Origin of the sequence: Methanoculleus sp. DTU007, from assembly GCF_001512385.1 — an archaeon.
GTDB lineage: Archaea > Halobacteriota > Methanomicrobia > Methanomicrobiales > Methanoculleaceae > Methanoculleus > Methanoculleus thermophilus.
The window spans coordinates 1-14,087 of sequence record NZ_LFRO01000088.1 but is presented as its reverse complement, the minus strand read 5'-3'; the positions used below and the strand labels follow the sequence as shown (position 1 = coordinate 14,087).

At 58.3% G+C, this 14,087-nt stretch carries 12 protein-coding genes; 6 read left to right on the top strand and 6 right to left on the bottom strand.

The window, feature by feature from the left end:
- Positions 1-303 precede the first annotated feature (303 nt).
- Positions 304-2,676 (top strand): ATP-binding protein, encoded by a 2,373-nt coding sequence (locus tag ACI94_RS09170; RefSeq protein WP_273259160.1) that lies wholly within the window; start codon positions 304-306, stop codon positions 2,674-2,676.
- Positions 2,677-2,691: 15 nt separating this feature from the next.
- Here the strand turns inward: ACI94_RS09170 and ACI94_RS09165 are convergent, their stop codons facing one another.
- The 5 genes from ACI94_RS09165 to ACI94_RS09145 form a co-directional block, all read right to left on the bottom strand.
- Positions 2,692-4,107 (bottom strand): MATE family efflux transporter, encoded by a 1,416-nt coding sequence (locus tag ACI94_RS09165; RefSeq protein WP_273259161.1) that lies wholly within the window; start codon positions 4,105-4,107, stop codon positions 2,692-2,694.
- Positions 4,108-4,413: 306 nt separating this feature from the next.
- Complete coding sequence (locus ACI94_RS09160) at positions 4,414-4,686, bottom strand: ATP cone domain-containing protein (RefSeq protein ID WP_286681349.1); 273 nt, start codon at positions 4,684-4,686, stop codon at positions 4,414-4,416.
- 64 nt (positions 4,687-4,750) lie between these two features.
- Positions 4,751-5,881 carry an NAD(P)/FAD-dependent oxidoreductase gene (locus ACI94_RS09155; RefSeq protein WP_273259163.1) on the bottom strand — a complete coding sequence of 377 codons (1,131 nt, stop codon included), beginning with the start codon at positions 5,879-5,881 and terminating at the stop codon, positions 4,751-4,753.
- 52 nt (positions 5,882-5,933) lie between these two features.
- On the bottom strand, positions 5,934-6,173 hold the full coding sequence (locus ACI94_RS09150; RefSeq protein ID WP_273259164.1) for a DUF3006 domain-containing protein: 240 nt from the start codon (positions 6,171-6,173) through the stop codon (positions 5,934-5,936).
- A 63-nt stretch (positions 6,174-6,236) separates the two neighbouring features.
- Positions 6,237-7,406 carry an MBL fold metallo-hydrolase gene (locus ACI94_RS09145; RefSeq protein WP_273259165.1) on the bottom strand — a complete coding sequence of 390 codons (1,170 nt, stop codon included), beginning with the start codon at positions 7,404-7,406 and terminating at the stop codon, positions 6,237-6,239.
- A gap of 62 nt (positions 7,407-7,468) precedes the next feature.
- Between ACI94_RS09145 and ACI94_RS09140 the strand changes: the two genes are divergently transcribed.
- Together ACI94_RS09140 and ACI94_RS09135 are read left to right on the top strand one after the other, a co-directional pair.
- Positions 7,469-8,452: a winged helix-turn-helix domain-containing protein gene (locus ACI94_RS09140; protein WP_286681344.1), complete on the top strand. Its 984-nt coding sequence runs from the start codon at positions 7,469-7,471 to the stop codon at positions 8,450-8,452.
- Positions 8,453-8,725: 273 nt separating this feature from the next.
- A complete protein-coding gene (locus ACI94_RS09135; protein ID WP_273259167.1) occupies positions 8,726-9,637 on the top strand; it encodes a UbiA family prenyltransferase in 912 nt (303 codons plus the stop codon).
- Between the two features lie 514 nt (positions 9,638-10,151).
- On the opposite strand, the gene ACI94_RS09130 is transcribed toward ACI94_RS09135, so the two are convergent.
- Entirely contained in the window at positions 10,152-10,688 is a 537-nt protein-coding gene (locus ACI94_RS09130; RefSeq protein WP_286681343.1) for a DUF6790 family protein, read from the bottom strand.
- A 151-nt stretch (positions 10,689-10,839) separates the two neighbouring features.
- Here ACI94_RS09130 and ACI94_RS09125 point away from each other — a divergent pair, with 151 nt between their 5' ends.
- The 3 genes from ACI94_RS09125 (at position 10,840) to ACI94_RS09115 (ending at position 14,008) form a co-directional block, all read left to right on the top strand.
- Complete coding sequence (locus ACI94_RS09125) at positions 10,840-11,754, top strand: hypothetical protein (protein ID WP_273259169.1); 915 nt, start codon at positions 10,840-10,842, stop codon at positions 11,752-11,754.
- Between the two features lie 24 nt (positions 11,755-11,778).
- On the top strand, positions 11,779-13,242 hold the full coding sequence (locus ACI94_RS09120; protein ID WP_273259170.1) for a thioredoxin-like domain-containing protein: 1,464 nt from the start codon (positions 11,779-11,781) through the stop codon (positions 13,240-13,242).
- 124 nt (positions 13,243-13,366) lie between these two features.
- Positions 13,367-14,008 (top strand): fasciclin domain-containing protein, encoded by a 642-nt coding sequence (locus ACI94_RS09115; protein WP_273259171.1) that lies wholly within the window; start codon positions 13,367-13,369, stop codon positions 14,006-14,008.
- The last annotated feature ends 79 nt before the right edge of the window (positions 14,009-14,087 follow it).

Below are 14,087 nucleotides of genomic sequence, written 5' to 3'. Positions count from 1 at the left end.
GGAGCAATCAATATCATGTGCAGTCTTGGCCTGGCGGCCGAGTCGCATCTTTTTGAGCGATGGATCATTGGCCGACCCTAGGGTGCGCGCAGTGAGGGGCTTGTGGATGAACCATGCTTGGTAAAGCCCTTTCTTTGAGAATCTTGAGACACCCCGTTTCATGTGGATTGCAACTCATTATGTGGATAGCAACCGCAAGTCTCTTATTATACAGACTATGAACTTATTCATATAATTAAAATTAGATAATATACTCAAGGGGGCAAGAACATTCATACAGGCGTAACAGATTCTAGGTTCACCTTGCCGGAACAGACATTCCGGATCCTCGAAGAACCCGGCGTGGGCATCCTTATTCTCGATCGGGATATGCAAGTAACCTGGGTAAACGCCTATGCCACAAATATTCTCTCAGCAAATGAAGAGGAGATTCTCGGGCTTGATGCCGGGCAGGTCCTCGATACTCACCTCATACCGCTTCTTCTGGAGGAAGAACAGGTCAAAAGCCTCATTGCCGCAGTGCGCGACGGGGTCGAGGTGCCCGGTCTCGATCTGGCCCTGCGCAATACCCATGGGGAAGAGCGACGGTTCATCTACTCCAGCCAGAAGGTTGAGGCGAAGCCGTTTGGAGGGATCTGGGTGCTTCGGATACGGGATAGCAGCGCCAGAAAGGCAGGGGACGGCGTATCGCGGACTCCCCGGGTCCATGAGGAGAGGGAGCGGGTACGGGGGATCCGCACCCTGCACAAGATCTCCCGACTGATCGATTCGGACGATCTTTCGACAGAAGACCTCCTCCGCGACGTCGCCCGGGCTCTTCCGTCCGGGTTCCGCCATCCAGACAAGACCGGCGTCCGCATAAAGCACGGCGAGGCAACCTACACCCACCGATACCAGGAGACGCCCTGGAAGATCGCAGCCGAGATTCGGGTGGACAAAAGAAGAGTAGGGAGCGTGGAGGTTGTGTATCTCCCTGACTCCTCGCCGCGACCGGAGAACGTCTTTACCGTCGATGAGCAGTATCTTCTGCAGGTTACAGCAGATATGCTCGGCCGGGCTATCAGGAGACGGAGCGAAGAGAACCAGGCCAGGGAGAGTCAGGAGCGATATCGCTCGTTCGTTCAGGACTTCCGCGGGATCGCATATCGTGGGACGGTGGACCAGAAACCCATCTTCATCCACGGCGCGGTGGAGACGGTCACCGGATATACCACAGATGAGTTCCTATCGGGGAGGATAACCTGGGATGCGATCGTCCATCCGAGTGACCGCCCCCGCATCCGGGAGAGCACCAGCCGGTTGCAGTCGGTCCCGGGTTTCTCGACCGACCGTGCATACAGGATCGTACGAAAGGACGGCAGAGTGCGATGGGTTCGTGATTTTGTCCAGAACATCTGCGGCGAGGACGGCACGCCCGCATTCATCCAGGGGACCGTCCATGATATCACCGAGCGGAAAGAGGCGAACGAAGTGTTGTTCTTCTCAAACAGGCAACTTCAGATCCTCAACCGGATCATGGAGGTCTCTGCATCGTCCCTCTCGCTCGACGAACTGCTCGAGGCTTCACTCTCAAAAACGCTGGATCTGCTCGATTTTGATCTGGGACTGACCTACCTCCTAAACCCCGAGCGAACACTGGCGCTCACGCGCTACCACCACGCTGTCCCGAAGGAGTATCTTGCCCATAACCAGACGATCAACGTCCATCACTGGCCCTGGAACTTTGTCTTTGTCGCCGGGCAGCCGCGTTACCTTGAACTGAGCAGCAAGCCCGGCACGATCGAGGAAGAGATCCTCTCGTCACTCGGGGTCTCCACACTTGCCTGCATCCCGATCCTTGCCGAGTCAGTCGTGGTCGGGGCGCTCTTCCTCGGGAGCAAGACGACGGAGGGGCTCTGCGACGAGGAACGGCACCTCGTTGAGGCGATCGGAAGAGAGATTGGGTCAGGTGTCCTCCGGAGCATGCTCCACAAAAGGCTTGAGGAAGCGCACCGTGAGACGAACCTCTACCTGGACATCATGACGCACGATATCAAGAATGCGGAGAACGTCACGAGCCTGTACGCCGATCTCCTGCTCGAGATGCTTGAAGGGGATGCTGCGGATTACGCAAAGAAGATCAAGGAGAGCGTCCGCAAAAGCACCGGCATCATTCAGAACGTCTCGACGATCCGCCGCATCCACCAGGAGGCACCCGATCTTACCCCGGTCCACTTAAGCCGCGTCATCAGGACCGAACTCGAACGTGTTCCCAATGCCAGCGTCTCGTTTGAGGACACGGCGACGGAGGTCTGGGCGGACGATCTACTCTCCGAGATATTCTCAAACCTCATCGAGAACGCTTTGAAGTTTGGCGGACCGGACGCCCAGATCACGGTTCGGGTTGAGGATTACCCGGAAGAGGAGCATACCGTGGTGGTGAGCGTTGAGGATACCGGCCATGGTATTCCGGATGATATGAAGGAGGAACTCTTCGACCGGTTCAGGCGGAACGAAAGCCAGGGCCACGGGGAGGGGCTAGGGCTCTTCATCGTCGGACTGCTTGTTAAACGCTACGGCGGCAGGGTCTGGGTTGAGGACCGGATCGCGGGGCGGCCGGACCTCGGGGCGTCGTTCCGGTTCACGCTGCGTGAGGTGGCCCATACTACGGTTGACGACGAAGATCTAGAAGAGTGAAGGGGCCCTCCCCCTTCATGCCGCTACTGCCTGCCGGTTTCTGAGTCCCGCCGAGTACCTGCGCGCCCAGACGTATCCAAAGATCGCGCCGCCCGCGTTTCCTGCAGCAACCCCCCACCAGACGCCATCAAGGCCGAACCCGAGTCCGATTGCAAAGAACCAGGCAAGCAGGGTCGAGAGCACGACGTTCTGCATGATGGTGATCGTAAGCGATCGTGCTCCAAGCCCCGTCCCCTGGAAGAATGATGCCGAGAAAAGGCCAAACCCGACCACCGGGTAGACAAGGCTCATGATCCGAAGAAAGATCGTCAACTCCGGGATGATGGCATCGGCACCGTCCGATCCCGCAAAGAATGCGGCGATCTGGGGGGCAAAGACAAATGTCGTAATGGCAAGCCCGATACCGATCCCGAGCCCGAGCCTGACGGCGTAGAGGAGTGCGGACTCCATCCGGGCATATGCCCGCGCTCCGTACGCGGTGCCGATGACCACGACCACCGCAGTTGCGATGGCAAGGATCGGGGTCAAACCGATACTCACGAGCCGCCACCCGGTCGAGTAGATGGCAACCCCGTCGGTGCTCGATATCAGAACGATGATCCCATTCAGGACAAGGGCCATCAGGGCAAGCGAGAGCTGCTCGACGGCGGCCGGAAGACCTACCTGCAGGATCTCCCGCATGGTGGCGGGGTCGGGGACAAACTCGCTCAAGTGGAGGGAGATGTAGGTATCCCTCTTCACAAAGAGCCAGTAGACCATCGGGATGGCAGAGATGACCTCGGCGATGATCGTCGCCCAGGCTGCTCCTGCAATCCCCATCCCGAGCGTGTAGATCAGGATCGGGTCGAGGACGGCGTTTACCACCGCCCCGAGCGCCATCGCGTACATCGTCCGCTTTGCGTTCCCCTCACCTTGCATGAGAGAGTATGCAACTTCGCCGAAGAGAAGGGCGAACGTCCCGAGAAAGAGGATCCGGGCGTATTCTGTGGCGAGGCCGGCAGCCTCTCCTGCCCCCATGAGGGCGAAGATCTCCTCGGTGAAGAGGGCGAGCGGAATGGTGACGATGACAGCAAGGACGGTCATCAGGAGGATGGTGTGCATCGCAACGCTGCTTGCTCCGCCCCGGTTGCGGGCGCCGATCATCCGGGCAAGTGCCGCTTCTCCACCGGTGCCAAGACCGCTCGCTAACCCGATCGTGAGGAGGAAGAGGGGGAATGAGAACCCGATGGCGGCAAGAGCGTCTGCACCGAGACCCGCGACCCAGAACGCATCGACGACGTTGTAGAGGGTCACGAGGGTCATCGCGACCATCATCGGCAGGGAGAGCCGGAGGATCGCGGTCTTCGGATCGGCGAAGAGTATCTTTGTTCCTTCCGTAATATTCTGACTATTATTAGAGGATATATCGTCTTCTGAATCACTGGTTGGCATACATATCGCCTGCTGGCGCGCCCACGCTCCGGCATTCCCTGGAAATCGGGGAGTGTATCAAGAGCAAACGGGCCGTCGTGCCATTCTGTAAGTCCTGACTGCTTTATCCTCCCCGGATAGTGGCTTAAATAAGAAACGGCCATCTAATGGCCGCATCAATGAAAGCGTTTCCTTGGAGAATTCAGCAGTAAGAGACAGATATGAGCCCGGATTGGTAATTATAGTTTGCACCCGCCATGTCTACCCCTGGCAGGGTGGACTCCGATCCAATTCTCGAGGTCCCCGCCACTCAAGAGAAAAAAAGGGTTAGCGGGCCGGCAGACTTGCGACGGCCGTCGCCCCTCGTTTCTTCACAGCACGGTCGTACATGAGCCAGTTTTCCTCCCATTCCGGGTTCCGGTCGCGGAGTTGCTCAAGCACCCGCCGGCGGATCTCGCTGGAGGGGATGCCATCGTAGGCGATCCGTTCTACGGCCTCTCCGATCGCCCTTGCTTCTTCCGGCGGCGCTCCTGATTTCAACGCACTCACCACCACCTTCTCCCGTACAAAAGGCTCTCTCCTTCCGTCAACTTTGACCACATCAACCAATTCAATCACCCGCCGGGGTGATACAGGGCATGTCTGTGAAAGATAAGGGTTTCGGTCATCGCCCCCATCGAGGCAGGTAGTCTCGAACATAATTTAGGGTCGGTCCGGATCCCGCGAGACCGCCCAGGACGATCGCGTTCCGGATCCCGCGGCCGCCGAGCAGGTGCATTGCCCGCTCGATCAGGAGGTCCGACCTGAGGACCCGGTCGGCCATCCTCTTCGTCTTCGCGGCGGCGAGGAGTTCCCGGCCTACCGCCGAACGCCATGCCTGCTCGTAGGCGTCGAGGGGCTCTCCTTCGAGCAGGTGACGCGCCACAGCAAGCCCGGCGAGTCTCCCGCAGATCATCGCAGTCGCTATCCCCCCGCCGTTTGAGGCGACGACGTGGCCCGCCGCGTCGCCGACGGCGATGACGTTCTCACGGACGGTCCTTGGAATCGGTCCGGAGACCGGCACGAACCCGGCCTGGACATCCCGGGCGACAAAGCCGTTCCGAGCAAGGAACGCCCGGAGGAGAATAGGAAGAGGTTCCGCCGGCCTCTGCACCCCGAGTCCGACGTTCGCGCATCCCTGCTTTGGAAAGATCCACGCATATCCGCCCGGGGCAACGCTGTTCCCGAAGTAGAGCCGGAGGCGGTCGCCGAAATCCCCATCGACCTGGCAAGTGATGGCCGGGGCGAGGACGGCATTGCGCTCCATCCCGGCGGAGCGGGCGACCGGGGAGAGGGGGCCGTCTGCGGCAACCACAACCCGGGCCTCGACTTCACCCCGGCTGGTCCTGACCCGCCGGTCTTCACGCCCGAGGAACTTCGTATCCAGCGAGAGGGCGGCACCCGCTCGAACGGCTTCATCCGCGAGGTGTCGGTCGAATTCGTTCCGATTGACGGTGTAGCCGGCAAGATCAAACTCGTACTCCCGACCGCCGGGCGAGACGGCGACAGCACCCCGGATCTGCTTCTGAATAAGTCCGGGAGCGACGGGGAAGAGGTCGTCGAACCCAGGGGCGTGGGGGAGCGCTTCGGCGAGAATCGATGAGGATGCGTTGAACTCCCCACAGCAGACGGGAAGACCGATCTCTCTTCGCTTCTCGATCAAGAGGACGTCAAGCCCAGCCTCCGCCGCATAGCGCGCAGTGGTGCTCCCGGCGGGGCCCGCACCGACGACGATCACGTCACACCGAGAGAGCATCGGTGCTTGTGTGAGCAAGAAAAGGTGATAAAAGGGTAGGTGACTGGAGAGGTCACTGACCGCCCTTCGCCCGCAATCGGGCAATCCGCTCAGCAATCCGCCGCCGCGCCTCCCCCGTCGCCGCGACGTCGCGGTGGATTGCGATCTCGAGGATATCGCCTTCCCGGGCATCTTTTGGGAGGAGAGAGGAGGGGAGGGTAAAGCGGACTGATTCGTCCTCGCGGAGGAGGAGGACGGCGAGTCCTTCCTCAATCCGGTCGAGGCTTACAAGAAAGACCGAGTCCGTCTGCATGATCACCCCTCCAGGATGCTGACGACCGTGCCGTTTGCGTCGGCAAGCGTGGCGGTGTCGCCATCATTGTTCCAGACCCCCGTCGCCCGACCCCAATAGAGGTCGGTCGGTTGCGGTATCATTCCCTACACCCGAGTGGACGGTGACGTCGGCACCGGGATCAAGGATGAAGACCGGGAACGTATAGGTGTTTCGCGCTCCTTCGTCGGTGATCGTCCAGCCGGTGAGGTTGACCGCCGCCGGATCCGCATTCATGATGGTGACGGTCTCGTCCTGGAGGTCAAGACCGGCGATGTAGACGCCGGTGGGGGGCGGGGTCGTCGGCCGGGTTGTCACGGTCACGGAGGCCTGCGGCACACCTCCGGCTGTAACGGCAAGCGCCTCGCCGTCGGTGGTGACGACGACGGTCCCATCAAGGTCGGTGCGGTAGATGCGCGAGCCAGTTGCCTCAAGCCGCTCGAGCGCCTCCTTGTGGGGGTGACCGTAGTCATTCCCCTCGCCGACCTGGATGACGCTGATCGCAGGGCTGACTGCATCGAGGAATCTGGCCGATGACGCGTACCGGCTCGCATGGTGGCCGACCTTCAGGACGTCGGCATCGAGGTCGAGTCCGGCCTCCATCATATCCTCCTCCGCAGGCTCCCCGGCATCTCCTACGAAGAGATACGAGATCTTGCCGTAGGTCACTTTCAGGACGACTGAGTTCTCATTTACGTCATCGGAGAACTCAGGAGCCGGATTTAAGACCTGGATCTCAAGGTCGGGGTCAAGAGCAATCGTCTGCCCGCGCTCCACCACGGTATACGGTATCCCCCTCTCCTCAATGAGAGCAAGCAGGTTCTCGTAGGTCGCGATGGTATGCGGCTGCCCGGAATCGACGAACCGACCGACCGGGTAAGCGGAGATGACGGCGGCAAGGCCGCCGATGTGATCGGAGTGCGGGTGGGTTGCCACAACGACGTCAAGAGACTCGATGTCTCTCTCCTCGAGGTACTCAATGACCCGCTCTCCCATTCCGCGCTCACCGGCATCGATGAGCATGGTCTTGTCGCGGAAAGTAAGGAGGATCGAGTCGCCCTGTCCAACGTCGATGAAGTGAACGGCAAGGTCCCCGGAAAGCCCGGAGACGATCTCCGGTTGCTCCCCGGTATCGGAGCAGCCGGCAGTAAGGAAACAGGCAATGGCGCATGCACAGAGTGCGATGCAGAGCAGGTATCTGGGTGTGGACGACATACTGCCTCAAGATATATCGATCTTCGGGCTATAAGTGCGCTGATGGTTGGGCGTAGGGATCTTTGAGATGGCGGATCTACCGGATTACGTGGGTCATCCTGGAGACGCATCCCGGCCGCCTGCCGATGAAAAAAAGTGCCAGACGAGCGAGACATGCCTGCGCGGGAATAGAAAGGATGATATGCCCAAACCAGCATCTCTTAACCATAGGGATAATGAAAGGAGTATCCTCCCTCGAGATCTATAGTGCGTTCCATGACGACGTTCAGGCAATCTTCCGATCGCGACTGTTGACACAGATACTGCTTGCCCTAGGGGATGGGAAGAAATCCCTCTCAGACCTTCGTGATGTAACAGGGAGTTCGTCCCAGGCTCTCATCCCGAAGATCCGGCAGCTCGAGGCTCTTCATTACGTCGAGTCGGTACGAGGCGATTATGCACTCACCCCTATCGGCAGGCTCGTCGAACCGGAGATTGAACGGCTCGTGGCCCTTATGGGAACGTTTCAGCGCCACAGGATGTTCTGGGTCGAGCGCGAGATAGAGAGCATACCCCTCGAGTTTCAGAGAGAGCTGAAGCACCTGTACAATGCAGAGGTGATTAGAGGTGTTGAGGAAGATATCTTCGCAGTCTATTCCTCTTTTTTTACCATACTCAAGAATGCATCGCGGATCCACGGAGTTTCATCGATTATGAGCCCAGTTCATGCAAATGCGATTAAAGAAGTGGTTATGGACGGCAAATCAGTCGAACTCGTTGTTCCCCAGGAACTCGCCAGGGGGTTGACCGGTGAACCGTACAGTACGATTCTTGAGTGCCTTCTTGAGCGGCACGACTTCGAGATTTATGTATCTTCCCTACCAATTCGGCTGGGAATGACGGTGACCGACGAATATCTGTCGTTAGGCCTGTATAAACGCGATACCGGCACCTATGATACCGCCACGGATCTCGTCAGCACCAGTAGTGCGGCAGTTGCCTGGGGAGAACGCCTCTTTCAGTACTACAAAGCGAACGCCAGAGCACTGCATGCTCCCCCGGAATGACTTTTTAGACATCCAAGACCCATCGCCTTACAAGAAACCTGCAGTATTATAACCGTTCTACGACCGGCAAAGACCGGTAGGTCTTCAGGAATGCAGTCTTCTCCACTCAAATGCCGTTAATACCGGCACAGAACGGAGCCGCCGTGCGTAGCGGGGGTGCCTCGTATGCTCACGCAACCTCTCCGAAACGTCGCGCTCAGGTCCGCCCATTAATCGAATTGATAAATCTTCATCGCAGTAACAAATGTTCGCCACTCTTATGACAATTAATTCATGTTCAGGTACATTAATCAGACCGATCTGGTCCAACCAACCTTTCAAGCCGTCGTCCACGCCATCGTGTACAGTTCCCTGTATCTCTCCGTCGCAGGAGCGGCGATGGTGTACGTCTCCTGCATTCTGCAGGACCTTCCCTTCGACTTGAGCGCTGCAGTAATACTGATGCTTACCACGTTCGCAGTCTACAACCTCAACCGCAAGACCGATGAGGACGAGGACGCCATAAACCACACCGAGCGTTACACCTTCACGAAGAACTACGGGCCAATTCTCTTTGATGCAGCAATCGGCGCCTACGCCCTTGCCCTCGGTCTCTCCGCCCTCCAGGGATTAGAGTGCCTCCTGGTCACAATCGTCCCCCTTGCAGCGGGGATTGTCTACAGTGTACCGCTCTTTCCCGCCCGGTTTGGGTTTCGGCGCTTGAAAGAGGTCCCCTTTATGAAAAGCCTTGTTGTGGCATTCTCCTGGGCCATACCTCCTGCCCTCCTGCCGGTCTGCCATCTCGCCCACTCCCCAGACATCGCAACCGGCGTCGTCGGCGCCTTCCTCTTCTTCCTGGTCTTTACAAACACTGTGATCTTCGATCTGCGTGATGTGGAGGGTGATGCGGCATCGGGTGTCAGGACGATCCCGACAATTCTCGGCACCCGAAGGACGCTCTTCCTCCTCACAGGATTAAACCTGACCATCGGAACCGCGCTGGTACTCATCAGCGGAACTCTCCTGAGTTCCTGCACGGCACCGATACTGGCTGCAGGCACAGCCTATGCTCAGGGATACATCCTATGCTGCGAGTGGCTCGTGAAGGAGAAACTCCTCTTTGAACTGCTTACGGACGGACAATTCATCGTGCTGGGCGGCGTTCTCTATCTTGTCACCTTCACAACACCATACCTCCCGATATGATCCAGAACTGCTGCCCGCGTCGTTTTACTCTCATTCTCCTTTTTGGGGCCCAACAGCAGCACAGCCCATCCAATACAGAGGTCAGGCTCAGTCCCCCAAGGTTTAATAAGAGCGATGAAGATTCATCAACCAAACAAATGTTTGGTTGCACGATAGCACCCTATAACGTTGACATGAGCTCATTAAAGGATACTAGTTCACTGAAGAGTACCACTGCCGAAGAAGATCACGATGAGAGAGTCATGGAGAGTGGCAGTGCGTACAGCCATCCAACATGGGAACTTACACAACTGGATAAGAAAGTTGATCAACAGTTCGGATGCACCTCATGCACATACTACGATCCCAAACGGACCTACTGCACCTACATTCATACACCCATAGAAATCCTGTTCGCCTGTCCAAAGGACCTCAAAGACCGGAGAACGCCCAGGCAGTGAACGCTCCATACTCTATCGATCCTGCGTATTCTTTCAGAGTCCTGCAATGACTGCAGGTGAGCCTGCAGTCACCCTCAGGCAGCGCTTTCGGCCGCTTCACCTCCCTCACCGGAAGGCAAACCCCCCTCTCTTCGCCGCAGTACGGCAAGCCCGGCATACATCAGTATAAGAGCGAGCGGTAAGCCTAGATCGTAGACGAGGACCATCCCAGCGTTGTTCGGCGCAAGGTTGCCCCTGGCAACGACCTCGTAGACGTGCCCGATCCCGGCACCGAAGTAAAATATGCTCCCGGCAACCACCGCCGCAAGCCAGAACGAGTCGCGGAACCAGTACGCAAGCAGGCCCAGCGAAGCGACGGCGAGGTTCGCGACCGCGACCTCCTGCTGGAAGGGGTTACCCGCGGGCCAGCCGATCGAGGTGGCAATCGCGTCCGCGGCGAGGGTATGGCCGAGAAACCCGACGACCCCGGCGACCCCGAACCCGACGACGAGCGACCAGAGGACCAGAATCTCAAGAACCCGGATCCGCGAGAGCGTCTTTCGTTCGCGGATGAGGTGCACAGCGGCGGCAAACGCCGTGAGCATGAGAAGAAGAGTCCAGATAGAGAACATATTTGCGTTTCATGCTCCCAGGGGATAAATTTTTCGAAAATATCCAATATCCACGACGCCAGGGCAAAGCCTGGCGTCCTATCTTCGTTCTAGTGGATCGATACCGTTCCGCCCCAACCTATTTGTGCCACCCCCGTCATGGCGTAGCCAGATGATCCCCATGCCAGGTGCAGACTACATCTACCCCAACGTCACCGAAGTAGCCCAGCGGAGCGGACTCCTCGAACGCTGGCACCTTGCCGAACCGCTGGGCTGCACGTACATCGAGATCCCTGCCGACTTCATCAAGAACAAGACGGAAGTAGAGCGAACCGGGCAGGAGATCGGCTCCATGCTCACCAGGTCGTCCATCGAACACTTATACGAGCAGGATCAGAACCTCCCGGCGACCCTCGCGTACATCATGCACACCGAACCGGCTATCCCGCGAAGAGACCAGCACGGCCGGCAGGTGAAGGCGGAACTGCGATGGTGGGATCCCGAGTGGGTGGCCGCTCTCGGGGATATGCTCCTTGAGATCGAGGATTACCTGGGGGTTCCCCCGGATATCATTGAGATCCACCCGGGTGGTCGGAAGAACACTCCTGCCGATATCGTCTCGGCGATGCATACCCTGGTCGCCGCCCACTGGAACGCCTTTGGCATTGAGCCCCTGGTGCTTGTCGAGAACCATAAAGACCAGGGTATATCCACAGCGAAACAGGTGCAAACGCTCTGGACGAGACTCAAGGAGCATCGCCCGGAGATCGCCGGGCTGGCTGGAATTGCCCTCGATCCCTGGTACCTCCACGCTGTCGAGGGCGATGAGTTCATAAGGTCGCTCACGCAGATTCCGCAAGAAGCTCTGCGGGCTTTTCACATCCATAACGACCTCATGCCGCCGTCGAGGGCCGACCCGATACCCTGGTCGGAGGTATTCTCGATGATCGGCGATCTCCCGACGAGACCCTGCATCAAGCCGGTGGTCTACCAGAAGGATAGAGTTGCCGAGGCGATCTCCTTCTGCAACGAGATGCTCGCGGCACCGCGGGTGGAGTACGCAGGATCCCCTCACCAACATTCATAACTCTGGACTCCCAGAGGGTGCCACATGAAACCGACGGTTGCGCCTGATTTCCCTTCTGGTCTCGAATGGCTCAACACCGACCGTCCCCTCAGAGTCCACGATCTGGCCGGCAGGATAGTGCTGCTCTCGTTTGCAACCTTCGCATGCTCTAACTGCATGCGACTGGTGCCGGAGATCCGGCGCCTCAAAGAGGAACACCCGGAACTGACGGTCATTGAGGTCCACTCCCCCGGATTCGAATTCGGGACTGCTGCCGAAAATCCCAGGGAAGCCGTCCGATTTGCCGGAATCGACCATCCTGTCGTCATCGATCGCGACCGCCTCCTCTGGCAGGCCTTCGGCGTCAGGAACTGGCCGACGTTCGTCCTCATCGATCCCGGAGGAAGCATCGTCGGGATGACCACCGGGGAGGGACTCTACGGACGGCTCAACCGGAAGTTAAACCTGATGGCGCAGAACTTCGAGCAGCGCGGTCTGCTGGAGAAAAGCCCGTTGCAGTCAGAGGCAAAACAGGAGAGGAAGCAGATTGGAGCACTCTTCCTCCCCGGGAAGATTACAGCGGACAACGTGGGCATGCGGCTCTTTATCAGCGATACCGGGCATCATCGGATCGTCATCGCCGATAGGGACGGGAAGATCTTGGAGACGATCGGCTCGGGGACTCCCGGCAATCTCGACGGATCGTTCAATGACGCCTCATTCTACCAGCCGGCGGGGCTCGTCTTCGACGAAGAAGCCAATACCCTCTATGTTGCGGATACCGGGAATCATACGATCCGGCAGATCTCCTGGCCGGATCGGAAGGTCGTGACGATTGCCGGGACCGGGCTATGTGGGTTATCGCCCGGCGAAGGCGGAGCGGGCACCATGACCGCGCTGAACGCACCCCGGGATCTTGCGCTGATGGGTGGCTACCTCTATATCGCGATGGCCGGTGCGAGGCAGATCTGGCGGTTGGATACCGCCACCCATGAGATTGAGCCCTACGCCGGCTCAGGCCAGGATGGTCTGGTCGACGGCCCGCTCGATAAAGCCGCCTTTGTCGAACCGTCCGGGATCGTCACTGATGGAGAGGTGCTCTATGTCGCCGATAGCGGGGCTTCGGCCATCCGCCGGATAAAGCGGGGAATGGTTGAGACGTTCATCGGGCGCTCTCCGGATGATTTCGGCGATCTCGACACCATCGCCCGGATGGCACGCATCCATCACTCAAAGGGCATAGCCTACCACGAAGGGCTGATCTACCTTGCCGATACCTGCAACCATAAGATCAAGGAGTTCGATCCGGCCACAGGCTGGGTCCTCACCAGGGTCGGGAGCGGCAGCCGCGGTTACCAGGATGGGTTGTCAGGAGACGCAAGACTGGATGAACCGGATGGTCTGGTCAACTTCAGTGGACTCTGGTATATCACTGATACCGGGAACAACATCATCAGGGTTTACGACCCGGTACGCCACGTGGTCTCGACCCTGAGGCTCTGGGGGTGAGGAGCGGCTGCGCAGTGCAGGTACTTTAAATAGACATATGGAGAGATAGACGGAGAGACCGCACTTTGGGGGGACTATGCGGGCAACACTCGTATTCATAGTGGTCGCTCTGGTTACTGGAGCGATGGTTCTCGTCGGAGGCTGCACAGTTCCTCTGGGGAGCGAGACCACAACCCGGACAAGCGGAATGCCTGCAGAGGACTCAGTGGGTGGAAACCTGACGATCGAGCAGGTACTTGTGCAGAATGGCAACTTCTCAACCTTTTTAGAGGCGATAGAGAGGGCGGGACTCAAAGGAGCATTCACCGGTCCCGGCCCGTGCACGATCTTTGTACCCACGGATGAGGTCTTTGCCCACCTACCGGACGCCGTGATGGAAGAACTCTTCAATGACCCTAAGGGCAACCTCGCCGAGGTTCTGCTCTATCATCTGGCCCCAGGAAGATACACAATATCGGAGATCACTGCAGCCAAAACCATACCAACCGTACAGGGCAGCCCGATCACAGTGGAAGCGACCGGCGGTGAAGTGAGGTTGGGCGGGGCAAAAGTGGTCGGGAGCGAGATCCTGGCAACAAACGGCATCATCTACATCATCGATGCCGTGATGATCCCCTCGGAGATCCTCCTTGAGGCAGAGACGGCGGGTGCTGTAGTGAATATCACAAATACAACAAACGTAACGCAGGAGAAAACACTGGAACTGGCAAATTTTAACAGCAGCCCATCTTCTGCAGAAGAGACCAATCAAAGCAGTGAGGGATAATCGTAACAGAACAATAAAGAAGAGCAGGTTTCTCATGGAAGGGAGGTACTAGCAGCGAATCGTGCTTCCCGAGGACTCG